At 64.1% G+C, this 17896-nt stretch carries 18 protein-coding genes and 1 tRNA gene; 7 read left to right on the forward strand and 12 right to left on the reverse strand.

Annotation, left to right across the window (positions count from 1 at the left end; translation table 11 throughout):
- Positions 1-25: 25 nt before the first annotated feature.
- From P9228_RS23790 to P9228_RS23810, 5 genes are all read left to right on the forward strand, one after another.
- Positions 26-178 (forward strand): histidine kinase, encoded by a 153-nt coding sequence (locus P9228_RS23790; RefSeq protein WP_066990358.1) that lies wholly within the window; start codon positions 26-28, stop codon positions 176-178.
- A gap of 9 nt (positions 179-187) precedes the next feature.
- Positions 188-1102: a site-specific tyrosine recombinase XerD gene (locus P9228_RS23795; RefSeq protein WP_127324551.1), complete on the forward strand. Its 915-nt coding sequence runs from the start codon at positions 188-190 to the stop codon at positions 1100-1102.
- 99 nt (positions 1103-1201) lie between these two features.
- Entirely contained in the window at positions 1202-2152 is a 951-nt protein-coding gene (locus P9228_RS23800) for an acetyl-CoA carboxylase carboxyltransferase subunit alpha (protein ID WP_067319192.1), read from the forward strand.
- A gap of 300 nt (positions 2153-2452) precedes the next feature.
- Positions 2453-3772, forward strand: coding sequence for a murein L,D-transpeptidase family protein (locus tag P9228_RS23805; protein ID WP_095799873.1), 1320 nt, complete (start codon positions 2453-2455; stop codon positions 3770-3772).
- A gap of 12 nt (positions 3773-3784) precedes the next feature.
- Positions 3785-4024 (forward strand): sulfurtransferase TusA family protein, encoded by a 240-nt coding sequence (locus tag P9228_RS23810; protein WP_067319197.1) that lies wholly within the window; start codon positions 3785-3787, stop codon positions 4022-4024.
- Positions 4025-4043: 19 nt separating this feature from the next.
- Here P9228_RS23810 and P9228_RS23815 read toward each other — a convergent pair whose 3' ends face one another.
- Positions 4044-5156, reverse strand: a complete 1113-nt coding sequence (locus P9228_RS23815; RefSeq protein ID WP_278055978.1) for a GTP-binding protein — start codon at positions 5154-5156, stop codon at positions 4044-4046.
- Positions 5153-6325, reverse strand: coding sequence for a D-alanyl-D-alanine carboxypeptidase family protein (locus P9228_RS23820; RefSeq protein WP_278055980.1), 1173 nt, complete (start codon positions 6323-6325; stop codon positions 5153-5155). The genes P9228_RS23815 and P9228_RS23820 overlap by 4 nt, the downstream gene beginning before the upstream one ends.
- A gap of 215 nt (positions 6326-6540) precedes the next feature.
- Between P9228_RS23820 and P9228_RS23825 the strand changes: the two genes are divergently transcribed.
- Both P9228_RS23825 and P9228_RS23830 read left to right on the forward strand, forming a co-directional pair.
- A complete protein-coding gene (locus P9228_RS23825; protein WP_278055982.1) occupies positions 6541-7704 on the forward strand; it encodes a M20 aminoacylase family protein in 1164 nt (387 codons plus the stop codon).
- Between the two features lie 99 nt (positions 7705-7803).
- Positions 7804-7880: transfer RNA gene (locus P9228_RS23830), tRNA-Arg, on the forward strand.
- A 133-nt stretch (positions 7881-8013) separates the two neighbouring features.
- Here the strand turns inward: P9228_RS23830 and ugpC are convergent.
- From ugpC to P9228_RS23880, 10 genes are all read right to left on the reverse strand, one after another.
- Positions 8014-9072, reverse strand: a complete 1059-nt coding sequence (gene ugpC / locus P9228_RS23835) for a sn-glycerol-3-phosphate ABC transporter ATP-binding protein UgpC (RefSeq protein ID WP_066990385.1) — start codon at positions 9070-9072, stop codon at positions 8014-8016.
- Positions 9073-9108: 36 nt separating this feature from the next.
- Entirely contained in the window at positions 9109-9930 is an 822-nt protein-coding gene (locus tag P9228_RS23840) for a carbohydrate ABC transporter permease (protein WP_278055984.1), read from the reverse strand.
- Positions 9931-10869 carry a sugar ABC transporter permease gene (locus P9228_RS23845; protein WP_278055986.1) on the reverse strand — a complete coding sequence of 313 codons (939 nt, stop codon included), beginning with the start codon at positions 10867-10869 and terminating at the stop codon, positions 9931-9933.
- On the reverse strand, positions 10869-12206 hold the full coding sequence (locus tag P9228_RS23850; RefSeq protein ID WP_278055987.1) for a sugar ABC transporter substrate-binding protein: 1338 nt from the start codon (positions 12204-12206) through the stop codon (positions 10869-10871). The genes P9228_RS23845 and P9228_RS23850 overlap by 1 nt, the downstream gene beginning before the upstream one ends.
- Positions 12207-12267: 61 nt before the next feature.
- The gene (locus tag P9228_RS23855) at positions 12268-12927 is read right to left on the reverse strand and encodes a GntR family transcriptional regulator (RefSeq protein WP_095831065.1); all 660 of its coding nucleotides are present in this window, start codon (positions 12925-12927) and stop codon (positions 12268-12270) included.
- Between the two features lie 22 nt (positions 12928-12949).
- Complete coding sequence (locus P9228_RS23860; protein WP_127241065.1) at positions 12950-13834, reverse strand: dihydrodipicolinate synthase family protein; 885 nt, start codon at positions 13832-13834, stop codon at positions 12950-12952.
- A 100-nt stretch (positions 13835-13934) separates the two neighbouring features.
- Positions 13935-15323 (reverse strand): chromate efflux transporter, encoded by a 1389-nt coding sequence (gene chrA / locus P9228_RS23865; RefSeq protein WP_278055990.1) that lies wholly within the window; start codon positions 15321-15323, stop codon positions 13935-13937.
- Entirely contained in the window at positions 15320-16138 is an 819-nt protein-coding gene (locus P9228_RS23870) for a sulfurtransferase/chromate resistance protein (RefSeq protein ID WP_095799864.1), read from the reverse strand. The genes chrA and P9228_RS23870 overlap by 4 nt, the downstream gene beginning before the upstream one ends.
- 165 nt (positions 16139-16303) lie before the next feature.
- On the reverse strand, positions 16304-17092 hold the full coding sequence (locus P9228_RS23875; protein ID WP_278055992.1) for a 3-hydroxybutyrate dehydrogenase: 789 nt from the start codon (positions 17090-17092) through the stop codon (positions 16304-16306).
- 171 nt (positions 17093-17263) lie between these two features.
- Positions 17264-17797, reverse strand: a complete 534-nt coding sequence (locus P9228_RS23880) for a TetR/AcrR family transcriptional regulator (protein ID WP_066990416.1) — start codon at positions 17795-17797, stop codon at positions 17264-17266.
- Between the last annotated feature and the right edge of the window lie 99 nt (positions 17798-17896).

The following is a 17896-nucleotide window of genomic DNA, read 5'->3' on the forward strand; positions in this document are numbered from 1 at the left end:
GAACAAGAAGACGGGCGAAGACTGAATGCCGACATTGTTTCGCTTTGTCGTGACGCTGGCGGTTCTTGCAGGCGTCGCTTATGGCGCGATGTTCGCGCTGGCGATGTTCGTGGAGCCGAAAAAGGCCGAAATGAGCGTGCGCATTCCCGCGGAAAAGCTCAATCCGAAGAAGAACTGACCCGGCCAAATGAACAGCGCGGCCCGCATCGAAGCCTTTCTGGAGATGATGAGCGCCGAGCGGGGTGCGGCCGAGAACACGCTTTCCTCCTACCGACGCGACCTCGAAGACGCCTCCGAAGCTATCGGTGGCGGCCTGGCCGGAGCGGCAGCCGCCGACATCCGCGCCTATCTGGACGACCTCGCGGCGCGTGGCTTCGCGCCGACCTCGCAGGCGCGCAAATTGTCGGCGATCCGCCAATTCTTCAAATTCCTCTATGCCGAAGGCCTCCGCGGCGACGACCCGACCGGCACGCTGGACAGCCCGAAGAAGGGCCGGCCGCTGCCGAAGACCATGACCGAGGCTGAGACGGGCCGCCTGGTCGACCGCGCGGCCGAGGAGGCGGGCGGGGCCGCGCCCGACGGCGACCGGTTGGCGACGCTGCGCCTGCACGCGCTGGTCGAGGTGCTCTATGCCACGGGCCTGCGCGTTTCCGAGCTTGTCGGTCTGCCGGTGACGGTGGCGCTGCGCGACGACCGTTTCTTCATGGTGCGCGGCAAGGGCGACAAGGAGCGCATGGTGCCGCTGTCGGCCAAGGCGCGCGCCGCGATGCGGGCGTGGCTTGCCGCCAGGGCGGAGGTGCCGGCCTACGCCGACAGCCCGTTCCTGTTCCCAGCCTCTTCCGACAGCGGTCATCTCTCCCGGCAGGTTTTCGCACGCGATCTCAAAGGCTTGGCGGCGCGAGCCGGCATCGCCGCGACCAAGATCTCGCCGCATGTCCTGCGCCACGCCTTCGCCAGCCATCTCCTGCAGAACGGTGCGGATCTCAGGGCCGTGCAGCAACTGCTTGGCCACGCCGATATCTCCACCACGCAGATCTACACTCATGTGCTGGAGGAGCGGCTGGTGCGGCTGGTCAACGATCATCATCCGCTTGCCGACTAGGCTTCATATCGCTATGTGAGGGCGACGTTCCACCGCCCGGAGCCAGCATTTCCAGGGTTCCGCCAGCCATTGCCTTCCGACGGATCGGTCCGCCCCAGCATGTATAATTACCTCGACTTCGAAAAGCCGGTGCAGGATCTGGAGCTCAAGATCCTTGAGCTGAAGAAGCTCGCGGAGAACGGCGAGGCGGTCGATGTCGCCGACGAGATCGGCAGGCTGGAGAAGCGTTCGCGCGATGCGCTGCGCGATCTCTACAAGGCGCTCACCCCTTGGCAGAAGGTCCAGGTGGCCCGCCATCCGGACCGGCCGCACTGCCTAGACTACATCAAGGGCTTGTTCAGCGATTTCACGCCGTTGGCCGGTGACCGCAATTTCGGCGACGACCAGGCGATCGTCGGCGGTTTTGCCCGTTTCCGCGGCGAGCCGGTGGCGGTGATCGGCCAGGAGAAGGGCTCCGACACGGCAAGCCGCATCAAGCACAATTTCGGTTCGGTACGGCCCGAGGGGTACCGCAAGGCGGTTCGGCTGATGGAGCTTGCCGACCGCTTCAAGATCCCGCTTTTGACGCTGGTCGACACCGCCGGCGCCTATCCCGGCGTCGGCGCCGAGGAACGCGGTCAGGCCGAGGCCATTGCGCGCTCGACCTCAGCCTGCCTAGCGCTCAAAGTGCCGTCGATCTCGGTGGTCATCGGCGAAGGCGGCTCCGGCGGCGCCATCGCGATCGCCACCGCCAACCGCGTCTACATGCTTGAGCATGCCATCTATTCGGTGATCTCGCCCGAGGGCGCGGCCTCTATTCTTTGGCGCGACACCACCCGTTCCAAGGACGCGGCGACCAACATGAAGATCACCGCCCAGGATCTTCTCGAAATGAAGATCATCGATGCCATCGTTCCCGAGCCGATGGGCGGCGCCCAGCGTGCGCCGGAAACGGTGATTGCCGCCACCGGCGATCTGATCGCCAAGACGATGAAGGACTTTGCCGGCGCCAACACCGATTTCCGCGAGCAGCGCCGCGAGAAATATTTAGCGATGGGCCGCAGCCTTTAATGCATGTCGCGCAAAACTGTGCAGTGGTTTTGCGAAAACGACATGGATGAAAACAAAGCACGTGAGTCTGCCCCAGCGCCACCCGTTTAATTCGGCCGTTCGCCGCAACTATGGCGGCGATTAACAATTTCGCCACAAAAATGCCGCCGCATTCGGCTCAATGAAAATATCCGCGAGGGGTTGGCTATTGCTTGCGGTAAGGAATTTTCAAGGTTAACGGGCTTACGGTCCATTGGTGTTGAGCCTGCGGGCCGGCCATGCCGAGGCCGTTGGCCTGAGAGAAAAGACAAAGCCGTATCGATGTTTGCCAAGCTTGCCCGCACCGGAGTCCTTGTCGCCGCGATAGGCATCGCCGGCTGCAATGATTCGTCGATGAAGGATTTTGCGCCGGAGGCCAACAAGCCCCTGCCGGATAAGATCCTCGCCGACATGAAGGCCAAGGGCATGGTGCGCACCTCCTCGGTGATGGCGCGCATCTTCAAGGAAGAAGGCAAGCTGGAGATCTGGAAGGCCAAGACCAACGGCCGCTACGATCTCGTCGCCAGCTACGACATCTGCAAATGGTCGGGCAAGCTCGGCCCCAAATACACCGAGGGCGACCGCCAGGCGCCGGAAGGCTTCTACACGGTGCGTCCGTCGCAGATGAATCCGCGCTCGAACTACCATCTGTCCTTCAACATCGGCTATCCCAACGCCTATGACAGGGCCAACGGCCGCACCGGCTCCAATTTGATGGTGCACGGCGCCTGCTCCTCGTCCGGCTGCTATTCGATGACCGATGCCCAGATCGAGCAGATCTATGCTTTCGGCCGCGATGCCTTCCAGGGCGGCCAGACCGAGTTCCAGATCCAGGCCTTCCCGTTCCGCATGACCGCCGCCAACATGGCGCGCTACCGCAACGACCCGAACTACGAGTTCTGGAAGATGCTGAAGGTCGGCTACGACAATTTCGAGATCACCAAGGTGCCACCGAAAGTCGACGTCTGCGAGAAGCGCTACGTTTTCAATCAGGCAGCGCCCGAAGGCACCACCTTCGACCCGACAGGCGCCTGCCCGGCAATGACACAGCCTGATTCGTTGAAAACGGCCTACGCCGACTACGAAAAGCGCTACGACGCCGCCTTCAACTCCGCGGTCAAGGGAACCATACTGCCGCCTAAGCCGGCCATCGCCGGCATCAAGGAAGCCAGCATCGTTTCCGACTGGTCCAAGCGCCGCGCCCGCGGCGAGCGCGTGCCGATCGACCCGCCGTCGATGAATGCCGACGGCTCGGTAACCGAGACGACGCGGATGGGCCGCATCGATTCCCCGCTCGGCCGCAAGATGGCCGCGCTCGACGCGGAGAAGGAGGCCAAGCGCAAGGCCGAGGAGCAGCGGCTTGCGGCGATCGAGGCGGCCAAGGCCGCCAAGGCGCAAGCGCAGGCTGAAAAGGCGGCCGCCAAGGCGCAGGCCCTGGCCGAAAAGGAAGCCGCCAAGCAGGCGGCCCAGCAGCCGGTGGTCACCGCGGGCGTCGAGGCGGCTTCCGCGCAACCGGCGCCGGAAACGCAGCAGGCGGCAAGTGCCGACGAAGGCACGGTCTCGAAGCTGAAGAAGAAACTGCTCGGCATGTTCGGCGGCTGAGATTTCTCGATCTTGGCCTGGTCCGCCGCTACCTACGATCTGAAGGGGCTGAACTGCCCGCTGCCGGTGCTGAAGGCGCGCAAGCGTCTGGCCGCGATGCGGCCTGGCAGCCGTCTGTGGCTGGAAACCACCGACCCGCTGGCCGTGATCGACATTCCGGCCTTCTGCGCCGATGCCGGCCATCAGCTGATCGAGACGGCGGCGGTCGACGGCGGCCATCGCTTCCTGGTCGAGCGCGGCGGCGCGGCATAGGCCAATCGGACCTCTGCAGCTACAGCCCGGCGATCGCCAGCGGATTGGCCTCGAGCGCCGCCCGGTCGGGCGTGTCGATCGACGGCTTGTTGGTGAAGGCGGAAAACAGCCGCTGGACATAATCTTCCGGCATGTCGAGCGTGATCAGCACCAGCCGCGTGCCGCGCCGTCCGTCCGGCCATGACGGCAGCCTGGCCGGCGGATGCAGGACCTTCTGCACGCCGTGGATCACCAGCGGCCGTGACGGATCCTCCTGAAGTTCGATGACGCCCTTCATGCGCAGCAGTTTCTCTCCATGCGTCGAGCGCAACAAATCGAGGAACATCTCGATCGCCGAGAACGGCACCGGCCCGTCATGGACGAGCGAGTGGGAGCGCACGCGGCCGTCGTGGCGGTGGTCGTGATGATGGGAGGCGTGATCATGACCATCGTCGTGGTGATGATGATCATGCGCCGCCTCCTCTCCGAGCCAGCGCCGCACGTCGGCGCTCTTGGTTTCGGGATTGTAGAGGCCGCAATCGAAAAGCGACGCTGCCCCGGCAGCGGGGCCATTGAGGTCGAGCAGGACCGCGCTCGGATTTATCTGATGAAGTCGCGCCCGCAGGGCCTCGACGTCGCTTGCCTCGGCGAGATCGGTCTTGGTCAGCACGATGCGGTCGGCGACGGCCGCCTGCTTCACCGCTTCGACATGGTTATCGAGCGTGGCCGCCCCGTTGACGCCGTCGACCAGCGTGATGACGCCGTCGAGCCGGAAAGCCTGCACCAGCGCCGGATGCGCCATGATCGACTGCAGCACCGGTGCAGGATCGGCAAGGCCGGTGGTTTCGACCACGACGCGCGCCAGCCTGGCGATGCGTCCGGTCTGCAGCCGGTCGACGAGGTCGGCCAGCGTATCGACGAGTTCGCCGCGCACCGTGCAGCAAAGGCAGCCGTCGGAAAGCTGGATGATGCCGTCTGAGGCTTGCTCGACGAGCAGATGGTCGATCGCCACCTCGCCGAACTCGTTGATGATGACGGCTGTGTCGGCAAGCGCCGGATCCTTGAGCAACCGGTTGAGCAGCGTCGTCTTGCCGGCCCCGAGAAAGCCGGTGAGCACCGAGACGGGTATGGGAAAGCCGCTGCGCCCGGTCATGGCGAGTTTGCCGCCTTGGCCGGCTGATCCCCCTGCGCTGCAGCGGCAGCGGTTGCGGCGGGTGTGGCGCCGGCCGGCAGAGGCTTGTCGGGCCGCCAACTGGGCAGCGGCACATCGGCATAGTTCTGATCGGTCTGGTCGACGAAAGCCTTGGGCGCCGGCCCGGTGGCGCCGCCAAGGCCGACCGCGATCAGCGTCGGGTGATCGAGTTTCACCTGATAGGGCGATTTGGCCTTGTCCTTGGCGGCGACGGCAGGCGCTGCCTCCGACTGCTGTTCCTTCGGCTTCTTCTTGCAGATCTCGTCCTGCAGGTCGTTGGGCGACAGCGTGTCGCCATAGGGTTTGAGCGCCGCGAGCGTCGTCGACCCGGCCGCCGGAACGTCAAAACCCTGGTCGAGCAGCTTCGCCGCCGCTTCGGCGCGGCTGATGGCGGATTTTTCGCCGAGCACCACGGCAACCAGTGTGCGGCCATCGCGCGTCGCCGAGCCGATCATGTTGAAGCCCGAGGAGCAGACGAAGCCGGTTTTCATCCCGTCGGCGCCGGGATAGCGCCCGATCAGCAGATTGTAGTTCGGGATCGCCTTCTTACCGACGGCAAGGCCCTCGATGGAGAACCACGGCGCATATTGCGGGAAGTCGTTGCGAAGCGCCGTCACCAGGACGGCAAGGTCGCGCGCGGTCGTGTACTGGTCCGGCGAGAACAGCCCATTCGGGTTGACGAAATGCGTTCCGACCATGCCGAGCCTGGCGGCCTCGGCATTCATGCGGTCGGCGAAGGCGGCCTGCGATCCGCCGATGTTCTCGCCGACGGCCATGGCGATGTCGTTGGCCGACTTGACCAGCATCATCTTCAGCGCATTGTCGAGCCGCATGACCGATCCGGGCTTGAAGCCCATCTTGCTCGGCGGCTCGCCGGCCGAATGTTTCGTCACCTTGATCGGCGAATCGAGCGCCACCTCTCCGGCGGCGATCGCCCGGAACGTCACATAGGCCGTCATCAGCTTGCTCAGCGAGGCCGGGTACCAGCGCTTGAAGGCGTCCTGATGCTCCAGCACCTTGCCGCTCTTCAGGTCGAACAGCACCACCGGATTGGCGCGCGCAGTGCCGGAAAGCATCGGCAGCGCCAGGGCCCCCGCAAGCAATAGGTTGAGGAAATGCCTTTGCCGCATGATCAATTCCGAAATCGCCTCTTGCCGTAGTTGCCGCTGGCTCCGTAAGATTTCGCTGCGCGATGGCCAGCATAGTGCGGACCGACCCTCGACTCCGGGCCGCATTATGCGGTGCTATTTACCCTATGTGACGTCAAAATGGCAAAGTGCCAGACGATCACACTTGCCGGGCAGCGGCCCTGAATTGCTTGCCCCAACAAAGAAATGGAACGATTATGCCAATTCTCAACCGTGCCGCGGAAATGCAGGAAGAAGTCGCGGGCTGGCGGCGCCATCTGCACCAGACGCCGGAACTGAACTTCGACGTTTTCCAGACCGCCGCCTTCGTCACCGACAAGCTGCAGGCTTTCGGTTGCGACGAGGTTGTGACCGGCCTCGGCAAAACCGGCGTCGTCGGCATCATCCGCGGCCGTAAGGGCGAGGGTCCGGCCATCGGCCTGCGCGCCGACATGGACGCTTTGCCGATCAACGAGATCACCGGCAAGCCTTACGCGTCGAGCGTTCCCGGCAAAATGCATGCCTGCGGCCATGACGGCCACACCGCCATGCTGCTCGGCGCAGCCAAATACCTCGCAGAAACGCGCAATTTCGTCGGCTCCGTGGCGGTGATCTTCCAGCCCGCCGAGGAAGGCGGCGGCGGCGGCAACGAAATGGTCAAGGACGGCATGATGGAACGCTTCGGCATCTCGAAGGTGTTCGGCATGCATAACATGCCCGGCCTGCCCGTCGGCGAGTTCGCCATCAAGCCCGGCCCGATCATGGCGGCGACCGCCGAATTCACCATCACCGTCAAGGGGCATGGCGGCCATGCGGCGATGCCGCATGCCACGATCGACCCGATCGTCATTACCAGCCACTTGGTGAGCGCTTTGCAAACCATTGCTTCACGCAGCACCGATCCGGTCGAGGCCGTCGTGGTGTCGGTGACCAAATTCCATGCCGGCGATGCCTACAACGTCATACCGGAAAAAGCCGAGATCGCGGGCACGGTGCGCACGCTGAAAAAGGAAGTGGCCAGGAAAGCGGAGAAGAAAATCCGCGCCATTTGCGCTGGCCTGGCATCAGCCTTCGGCGCGACGATCGAGGTCGACTACGACCCCAACTATCCCGTCACTTTCAACCATCCGGAAGAGACGGCCTTCGCCAGCGATATTGCCGCCGGCGTCGCCGGCGACGCGAATGTCCACCGCGCCATCCAGCCGGTGATGGGCGGTGAGGATTTTTCCTACATGCTGGAAGCGCGCCCCGGCGCCTTCATCTTCATCGGCAACGGCGACACCGCCGGCCTTCACCATCCGGCCTATGACTTCAACGACGAGGTCATTCCGCACGGCATGAGCTATTGGGTGAGGCTGGCGGAGACGGCGCTCGCCGCCTGACCGATTTGCACCGAGGCGACCTTCCCGGCCGATTGGCGCCGATCGGCCGGTAACGCCTCTTGGCGAACCGGCCCGAAGCGTTTATGTGTCGGGCCGCGTGGTCCCGTAGCTCAGTAGGATAGAGCGGCAGATTCCTAATCTGTAGGTCACAGGTTCGATTCCTGTCGGGATCACCAACTAAATCAAAGGGTTGGCTGACTTTTGCAATGCTCCCATGTTGCATTTCTTGCAACTGGGCTCCCGTTGCTTTCCGTTCGCTCGAATCTCAAGCACTCCCTGGCCGCCGCGGTGAGAGCCCGGGCAGGGCAATCAGATGCGCCGGCCGGTCTTGGCGTCGAACAGATGCGCCGAGGCGCGGTCGATCTCGATTCGCACGCTCTCGCCTTGCTTCAGCGCCAGCCGCTCGCGGAAAAGGCAGGAGATCACCTCTCCGCCGCAGTCGACCGTGGCGAAGATTTCCGAGCCGGTCGCCTCCATGAGCGTGACTGTGCCGGAGAGACCCTGGCCGGTCGCCCGGATATGCTCGGGACGAATGCCGTAGACCAGTTCCCTTCCCGCGGCCTCGCTCGGCCGGATGCCTTGCGGCAGCGGCAACGTCAGACCACCGGCGCTGCGGAAGATACCCTCCTCGATGTGGCCGTGGATGAAGTTCATAGCCGGCGAGCCGATGAAGCCGGCAACGAACAGATTGGCCGGCCGGTCGTAGAGATCGAGCGGCGCGCCGATCTGCTCGACCAGACCGTCGTGCAGCACGACGATCTTATCGGCCATGGTCATCGCCTCGATCTGGTCGTGCGTGACATAGATGGTGGTGGTGCCGAGCCGCTGATGCAGCGCCTTGATCTCGCCGCGCATCTGCACGCGCAATTTGGCGTCGAGATTGGAGAGCGGCTCGTCGAACAGAAACACCTGCGGGTCGCGCACGATGGCGCGGCCCATGGCGACGCGCTGGCGCTGGCCGCCGGAAAGCTGGCGCGGATAGCGGTCGAGCAGCTTCTCGAGGCCGAGAATACCGGCTGCCCGCTTCACCCGGCTCGCGGTATCGGCCGGATCGGCTTTCTTGATCTTGAGCGCGAAGCCCATATTGTCCGCCACCGTCATGTGCGGGTAGAGCGCGTAGTTCTGGAACACCATCGCGATGTTGCGGTCCCGTGCCCTGAGGTTGTTCACGGTGCGCTCGCCGATTGCGATCTTTCCGGCCGAGATCGTTTCCAGCCCCGCGATCATGCGCAGCAGCGTCGACTTTCCGCAGCCCGACGGTCCGACCAGGATGACGAACTCGCCATCGGCGATATCGACGCTGACATCGTGGATGATCCGAGTGGCTCCGAAAGCCTTCTGCACGTTGTTGATGCTTACCGATGCCATTGCGTATCTCCGAAAGAATGAGGGCGGATCAGGCGCTCAGCCACCCTTGACCGCGCCGGCGGTCAGCCCGGCGACGATCTGCCGTTGCGCGAACATGGTCAGCACCAGCACCGGCAGCGTCACCACCAGCGCGGCGGCGGCGAGCGGCCCCCAGCTCACCTGCTCGTAGGACAGCATGTTGTAGACCGCGACCGGCAATGTCCGCGTCTCGCGGCTGGCGAGCACCACGCCGAAGACGAAGTTGTTCCACGAGAAGATGATCGACAGGATGAAGGCGACGACGATGCCGGGCTTGGCGATCGGCAGCGCGACCAGGCGAAACACCTGCCACGAACTGGCGCCGTCGATGTTGGCGGCCTCCTCCAATTCGATCGGCGTCGTCTCGAAATAGCCGATCATCACCCAGACCACGATCGGCACCGTCACCACCAGATGGATGATGATCTGCGGCCAGAGCGTGCCGAGGATGCCCAGCCACTGAAACAGGAGGAACAGCGGGATGAGATAGGAAAGCCCGGGCGTCATGCGGGCGATCATGATGACGATCGCCGAGCGTTCCGCCTTGAGCCTGGCGATGCCATAGCCGGCCGGCACACCGATCAGCAGCGCCAGCAGCGTCGCCGTGCCGGTCACCAGCACCGAGTTCCACAGATAGAGCAGGAAATTGTTCTCCTCGAACACCTTTGCGTAGTTCGACCAGGCGAAGCGCTCCGGGATCAGGATCGGCGGATAGGCGCCGTTGTCGATCTCGAACTTCAGCGACAGCGAGATCATCCAGAGGAAGAACAGGATCGCCGGCGAGACCAGCACCAGCGCCGCGAAGAACAGGCCTATCTTGTTGAGCAGCCGCGAGCTCACCTATTTGCCCTCCGCGTCGACCCATTGCGAGCGCTGGCGCAGCATCAGGAGGATGAAGGACAGGGCCACGATGACGATGAAGAACACCACCGCCATGGCCGAGCCGTAGCCCATGTCGTAATAAGAGAAGGCGGTGTTGTAGAGATAGATGTTGATTGTTTCCGATGCCGTGCCCGGCCCACCTTGTGTCATCGCGTAGATGATATCGAAGCTCTTGAGCGCATCGATCGTGCGGATGATGACCGCGATCATCAGAAACGGCGCGATCATCGGCAAGGTGAGGTAGCGGAACTGCTGCCAGGCATTGGCGCCGTCGATCTCGGCGCTTTCGAACGGCTCGCGCGGCACTGACGCCAGCCCACCCAGCACGATCAGCATCACCAGCGGCGTCCACTGCCAGGTCTCCACCGCGACCAGCGAAGGAATTACGGTGTTGGCGTTGAAGATCCACTCCTGCGCCGGAATGCCGACCAGCGACAAGAGATAGTTGAGCACGCCGAGCTGCGGATGGAACATCATGGTCCAGACCAATGCGACGGCGACGGGTGTGGCCATCATCGGCATCACGAAGACGCCGCGCAGCAGGCCGCGCAAGGCAAACCTGGCGTCGAAGATGAGCGCGGCGACGGTACCGAAAAACATCGGCGCGACCACCGACAGGAAAGTATAGATCAAGGTATGCCAGAGCGATTCCCAAAACCGCGGATCGCTCGCCAAGCGCAGATAATTCTCCATCCCGGCAAAGCTTCGCGACTGGCCGAGCGTCCAGCTGTTGACGCTCATCCACAGCGTGAAGGCCCAGGGGAAGACGATCACGGCGCCGACGACGACGAGCGCAGGAATGACGAAAGGCCAGTAGTTTGGAGCCAGCCGGATCGGCTGGCTCTCTTCGACGGCTTGCGTCGTCACCCCTGCGCGTTCCGGGGCGATGGCGGACATCAGCCTTGCTCGCTCCTGTCGAGAACCGGCTGGAACTGCTCGGTGGCCTTCTTCAGTTCGTCGGCGGGATCGGCGCCGGCAATCATGTTGGTCAGCGCCACGCCATAGATGTCGCGGAACTCGGTCACCGGGATGATGACCGGCAGCGCCAGCCGGCTGATATTGCCTGAGCCGACCACGGCATCCAGCCAGCTCGCCGGCATGGTGACGCCTTCGCGCACCTTGGGGTCTTCCAGCACCGACTTGCGGAACGGCACGCCGGCGCCGGCCTGCAGCAGGCGCGCGCCCATGGCCGGAGAGACCGCCCACTGGCAGAACAGATAGGCCGCTTCCTTCTTCGCGCTGGCGGACGTGACACCGATGCCGTCGCCGAACGTGCCTGCGGCATGCGCCTTGGGTCCCTTCGGCATGACGCCATAGCCGACCTTGCCGACCACCCGCGACTTCTCCGGATTTTCCATCGGCGGTGCGAAGCCCACGCCATCGAACCACATGCCGATCTTGCCCTGCAGGAAGGCGGATTGCGCCTCGGCCCAGTTGAAGCCGGTGACGCCGGTAGGCGCGGCCTTGGTCATCAGCCGCTGGTAGAGGGCGGCAGCCTCGATCGCCTCCGGCGAGGTGGTGCGCAGCTTGCCGTCGCTGCCGAGCGGCGTCATGTCGTAGCCGAGCATCAGAGACGTCCACACCGGCGTGTTGGCGTTCTTGAGACCGCGTGCGACGAAACCGAAGGTGTTGCTTGAGGGATCCGTCAGCGCTTCAGCGGCGGCCACCAGCTGCTCGAAGCTCTCGGGATATTTTATACCTTTGGCGTCGAACAGCTCCTTGTTCCAGTAGAGGATCCAGTAGTCGACCGAGAACGGCAGCGAGCGCAGCACGCCCTGGCCGTCCTTGGCGAACTGGATGCCCGCCTCGGCGAAGTCGCTTTCGGTCAGGCCTGGATCGGTGAGGCCCGGATCGGCAACGAAGCCGGAAATGTCGGCCAGCCAGCCGCCCTTCTCGAACTGGCGCTTCTGCACATGGTAGCTCAGATGCACGACGTCGAAGCTCGGGTTGCCGGAGCTGAGCTCGATCACCGTCTTCTGGCGCTGCTGCTGTTCGGGTGTCGCCTCGGCATTGACCTTGATGCCGGTCAGCTCCTCGAACTCCGCGAGATTCTTCAGGATGGTGTCGCTGCGCGGGCTCTTGACCAGGTTGACGTCGAGCGTCGTGCCGGCAAAGCGCTTCCAGTCGACGCCCGCGGCGAAGCTCGGACGAAGACCGACGAGGCCGGTGGCGGCGAGAGCCGCGGTTCCCTGGAGCAGCTGCCTTCTGGTTGGACTGAATGGATTGGACGACATTTCTTCCTCCCGGTTGTCGTTGTCGATTACGCCACGACGATTGCGGCGCGGTTTTGCTTCCTCAAATCTGCAGCGCCAGCCGGCGCGCATTGTCGATGTGCTGGCTGATCGCCTCGACCGCCATCTGCGGATCGCGTTTCTCCAGGGCCTCGATCACCGCAAGATGCTCGCGCATGACCGGCACGACGCGACCGTCGATGCGGAACCGCTCCTGATGGATGAGCCGGATCTTCACCGAATTTACCAGATAGGCCTTGGCGATGATCTCGTTGCCCAGCGCGCTGATGAAGGTGTCATGCATAGCCCAGTCAATGTTCTGGGCCTTGGCTTCCATTTCGGGGGTCGGGGTCTGCGCCAGCGCTTGGGCGAGCATGTCCTCGTGCTCGCGCCTGAGACCCGCAATCTCGGCGTCGGACGCGTTGACGGCAAACAGCGCGACCGCCTCGCGCTCCATGAACAGGCGGAACTGGAAAGCCTCGCGGATCAGGCTGATGTCGATATGCGCGATCTGCATGCCGCGTTGCGGTATGGTGGTCAGCAGTCCCTCGGCCTCGAGCCGCGGCACGATCTCGCGGATGGCTCCGAGCGGCAGGCCGGTGAAGGCGACCAGCTCGCGCTGCGAAACGAACTGGCCGGGCCTGAGGTCGCGGGCCAGCAGATGCCGCGTGAAGCTGGCATAGGCCTTCTCCCTGAGGGTTGCCGGTTCGCTCGTGTCGTCCATGCCGATCAGCGCCCTCGCCGGTTCAGGCTGCCTGTGTCGCAAACAGCCTGTCGTAAGCGGCGCCAAGCTGCTGCCGTTCCTGCAAGGCTACCGGCTCGAGCGGCGGCCGAACCGTCAGCCAGCGTTCGTCGCCGGTCTGGCGCGCCACCATGGCCTTCACCGCCGGGATGACCGGATGCCGGAGCAGTTCGAGGACGAAGCTTTCCACGCGGGAGTCGTCGCGTCCGCTCTCGATCATGGCGCGCAGTTCGCCGGCGGCGAAATTGGCCATGCCGGAAATCGCGCCCTGGCCGCCGATCCGCACCGCCGGAGCCAGATGCCGTTCGTCGCCGATGAGGATGATCAGGTCGCCATGCGCCTTGAGCAGCGCTTCGCTGTAGCCCCAGTCTCCACCGGAATCCTTGACCCCGGCGACCACGCCCGGATACGCCTTGCGAAGCCGGCCGATCAGGTCGAGCGACAGCTGCACCGTCGTGACCGAGGGGATGTTGTAGAGCAGCATGCCGCGGGCCAGCGGACCGAGCGCGGCGAACACGGCGCCGAACCAGCCGAACAGCCCATCGTCACCGACATTCTTGAAATAGCTCGGCGGCGCCAGAAGGATGTTGCGGGCGCCGCGCTGCAACGCCTGGCGGCACTGCTCGGCAGCGTCCTCCGCCGCATCGACCAGCACGCCTGCAACGAGTTGGTCCGCGGGTATTCCCGCCGCAAGCATGGCATCGATGACCGCCTGCCGCTCCGCCGTACCGACGGAAGCGCCTTCGCCGGTGGTGCCGAACAGCGTCACGCTGCTGCAGCCAGCATCGAGACAGGCCTTAGCATGCTCGGTCATCAGCGGAACGGCGATCCGCCCGGCTGCATCAAAGGGCGTTGTGAGCGCAACCGACAGACCAAAGCGCGAACCCACCTGCAATTCTCCATTCATCAATCCGCGAGCAGGCGTAGCATACTGACATGTTAGTTGTAAACATAGCTCTCGGTCACGCTTGGCTGCGGCTGGAAACAATTCACAATGCCTGTAGAGCCAGTCCCGCCAGCGCGGATGCCGCGAGCGTCGGCAGCATGCCGGCCTTCAGCCTGAGCATGGCGACCATCGCCGCCGCCGACATCAGCGCCGCGCGCCAGTCGAGCGAGGAAACGACCGGAACCTCGACGCCCCAGCCGACGCTCTCGACTTTGCCGAAGACGACATGCAGCGCGAACCACAGCGCAAGGTTCATCACCACGCCGACGACCGCTGCCGTTATCGCACCGAGCGCCGCCGACAACGCCTTGTTCTGCCGCAGCTGCTCGATGTAGGGCGCGCCGAGGAATATCCAGAAGAAGCAGGGCGCAAAGGTAGCCCAGAGCGTCAGCGCCGCCCCCAGCGACCCTGCAAGCAGAGGGCTGAGCGTACCCGCATGGCGATAGGCGGCGGCGAAGCCGACGAATTGCAGCACCAGGATCAGCGGTCCGGGCGTCGTCTCGGCAAGTCCGAGCCCGTCGACCATTTCTCCGGGCGAAAGCCAGCCGAACGAGGTCACCGCGGCTTGCGCGACATAGGCAAGAACCGCATAGGCGCCGCCGAAGGTGACGACCGCCATCAGGCTGAAGAAGCCGCCGATCTGCGCCCATACGCTCCCCGGCCCTGCCAGCACGGCGATCAGCGCCACCGGTCCGAGCCAGATCGGCAGCCAGATGGCGATGGTCCGGGCTGCGTGCCATTTGGTCGGCACGGTGTGGCCGAGCTCGCCGCGCTCGAACATCAGGTCGACCACGCCGCCTCTGTCGGCGGCGGCGTTGCCCTTGCCATGCGCCGAACCCGAAAACAGCCCGGGTGCAAAGTGATTGCCGACCCAGCCAATGAGTCCCGCCGCAAGCACGATCAGTGGAAACGGCAGCTTGAGGACATAGATGGCAAGAAAGGCCGCCACCGCGATGGCCACCATGACCCGGTTCTTCAGCGCCCTCTTGCCGATGCGGATCACCGCTTCGACGACGACCGCCAGCACCGCCGCCTTGATGCCGAAGAACAGCGCCTCGATGACCGGCGCGTCGTTGTAGAGCATGTAGAAACTGCTCAGGGCAAGCATGACCAGTGCGCCCGGGAGCACGAACAATGTCCCGGCGACGAGGCCGCCGGCCGTCCGGTGCAGCAGCCAGCCGATATAGACGGCAAGCTGCTGCGCCTCGGGACCCGGAAGAAGCATGCAGTAGTTCAGAGCATGCAGGAACCGCTCCTCGCCGATCCAGCGGCGCTCCTCGACCAGTTCCTTGTGCATCAGGGCGATCTGCCCGGCCGGCCCGCCGAAAGAGAGCAGGCCGATCTTGGCCCACAGCCGCGTCGCATCACTGAAGGTCGGCACAGCCGGGACATCGGCCGGCTGCTCGGCGCTGTCCTTGGCAAGCACGGTCATTGTTGCTTACCCCCGGCCGGCCAGTTATGCGTCTCGTCCGTGGCGTCGCGGCACCAGCGGAAGAAAGCGTCATAGAGCAGCATGCCGGCTTCGAGCTGTTCCAGGTCGTCGCGGAACATGCGCGACAGGCCGAGCGACGCGGCGAGGAACCCGGCAGCCTGCGGCACCAGGTCGAGACGCGCTGTATCCGCGCCGCGCACGATCAGCGCCAGACGATCGAGCGCCTCGGTGCGCAGGCCGAACTCCTCAATCATCGTGTCGAAGGTGCAATGATCGCCGCGATGGCTCCAGAACACGCCTTCGATGTCGAAGGGCACCGCGGCGAAGCGATCCGCCACCAGGGGCACCTCGGCCGGGTCGACGAACAGGAACACGGCGCCAGGATCGACAAATCGTCGGATCAGCCAGGGGCAGGCGATGCGATCGACCTTCGGCCGGGAACGCGTGACCCATACGGTGCGACCCTTCCCATCGCGAGGCGGAATTGCGTCGGCCGCGACTAACGGCGCCTTGACGGCGGCCCAGGCCGCGAAACCGCCTTCCAACGATTCCGCCGGAATGCCCTCGTGGCGCAGCCACGCGGCAACGCCTTGCGAGAGCTTCTCTCCGCGCTGGCAGATGACCACGACCTTGGATCCGGAGAAGTCGGCCGCCCAGGTCGAGACGGTTCTGAAGTCGCGTCGGTAAGAAGCCGGCAGCAGCCGCGGATCGGCTTGAAAGTCGTCGTCGATGCGTACGTCGACGAGACGAGGTGCATCCGGCAGGCCGACCAGTCGGGCAAGCTGCGGCACTGTGATCTGAGTTGTTGACGGCATGGCGTCCACCTCCTGAACGAAGAGAGTTTGGACGCGATCGTTGGGCTGACGCCTCACGGGGTCGTCGCGGGGAACCCCTTAGCCAGGATGCTGGAACGCTCCCCTACGATTGTCAAGAATTCTTGTCGAGGAAGGCGCGGCCCGCACCTTCTTTGGAAGCTGCACTTACTGCGCCGTCCAACCGCCATCCATCGGCAGGGTCGTGCCGGTCATCTGCTTGGCCGCATCCGAGCACAGGAACAGCGCCAGTGCCGCCAATTCCTCAACGCTGACGAACTCTTTGGTCGGCTGCGCGGCAAGCAGCACATCGTGCTTGACCTGTTCCTCGGTCATGCCGCGCGCCTTCATCGTGTCGGGGATCTGCTTCTCGACCAGCGGCGTCCAGACATAACCGGGCGCGATCGCATTGACGGTGATGCCATCCTGCGCGACTTCCAGCGCCACCGTCTTGGTCAGACCTGCGATGCCGTGCTTGGCAGAGACATAGGCCGACTTGAACGGCGAGGCGACCAACGCATGGGCCGAAGCCGTGTTGATGATGCGGCCCCATTTGCGGCTCTTCATGCCCGGCAGCGCCGCCTTGATGGCATAGAAGGCGGCAAGCAGGTTGATGCGGATGATTGCTTCCCACTTGTCGTCGGGGAATTCGTCGATCGGCGCGACATGCTGGATGCCGGCATTGTTGACCAGGATGTCGAGGCTGCCGAACGCCTCCTCGGCCTCGCGGATCATGGCGGTGACCGCCCCGCCGTCCATCATGTTGGCGCCGGAATAGCGGCACTTGACGCCGAAATCCCTCTCGATGCCGGCGCGCTCCTTTTCGATCGCCGCGGCATCGCCCAGGCCGTTGATGGTTACGTTGGCGCCCTCGCCGGCAAAGGCGCGGGCGATTGCAAGGCCGATGCCGCTGGTCGAGCCAGTGACGAGCGCATTCTTGGAAGACAGGGAACCCATGGCAGATCTCGCACGTGGAGGGAGGGACTGTTGAAGCACATAGTTTGTGCGTCGCAACATAACAATGCCATGCCCGTATTTCGGTGCGATACAATGTTGTGATGCAGTTCGAGCGACAGGAAGCTGGCGGTCCTAGGGCGGTCTTTGCCGCCGCTGATGTGAGCCTGCGACCTATCCGGCTATCTTGAGCAGCGAGGAAACCAGGAGCTTGTGCTCCTGCTGCGACAGCACGTCTGAATCGAAAAGATTCATACTGCGCAGCCCCTCGATGGCGAGGAAACAAACCAGCAGCGAGCCGAGGTCGTCCGTTTCCCCCTTCAGCCGTTCGAACAGCTGCCGCTTGAAGGCTTTGATCGGCGTCAGGAATTCCGGATCCTCGGCGATCGCGGAGAACATCCAGGAGGCCGAAGGTTTCGGCTTCTCGCAATCATCGGCCGAGAGCCGTATGTAGGCCGCGAGCGCGCTTTCATCGCTTGCCTCGGCCGTGCGTTCTTCGAGCGCCTGCTCGAAAGCATTGAGGTAATTCTCGACCAGCCCCTGCATCAGCTTGGCCTTGGTCGGGAAATTGTAGAGCAGACCGCCCTTCGACACGCCGGCGCGATTGGCGATGGCGTCGAGTGACAGGCTTCCCGGGCCCGCCTCGCGCGCCACGTCGGCTGCCGCTGCAAGTATCCTGTCGCGCGAGTTTGCCCTGCGAGCTTTCATCACGCCTTCCCTTACATTAGGCCTTGTGGAATTGACAAGACCGTCCAGACGGTACAGTAAGGCGCCCGCAATTTGAAATCGGGATTTATCGTCGATATG

The organism is Mesorhizobium sp. WSM4898, assembly GCF_029625845.1.
Taxonomy (GTDB): domain Bacteria; phylum Pseudomonadota; class Alphaproteobacteria; order Rhizobiales; family Rhizobiaceae; genus Mesorhizobium.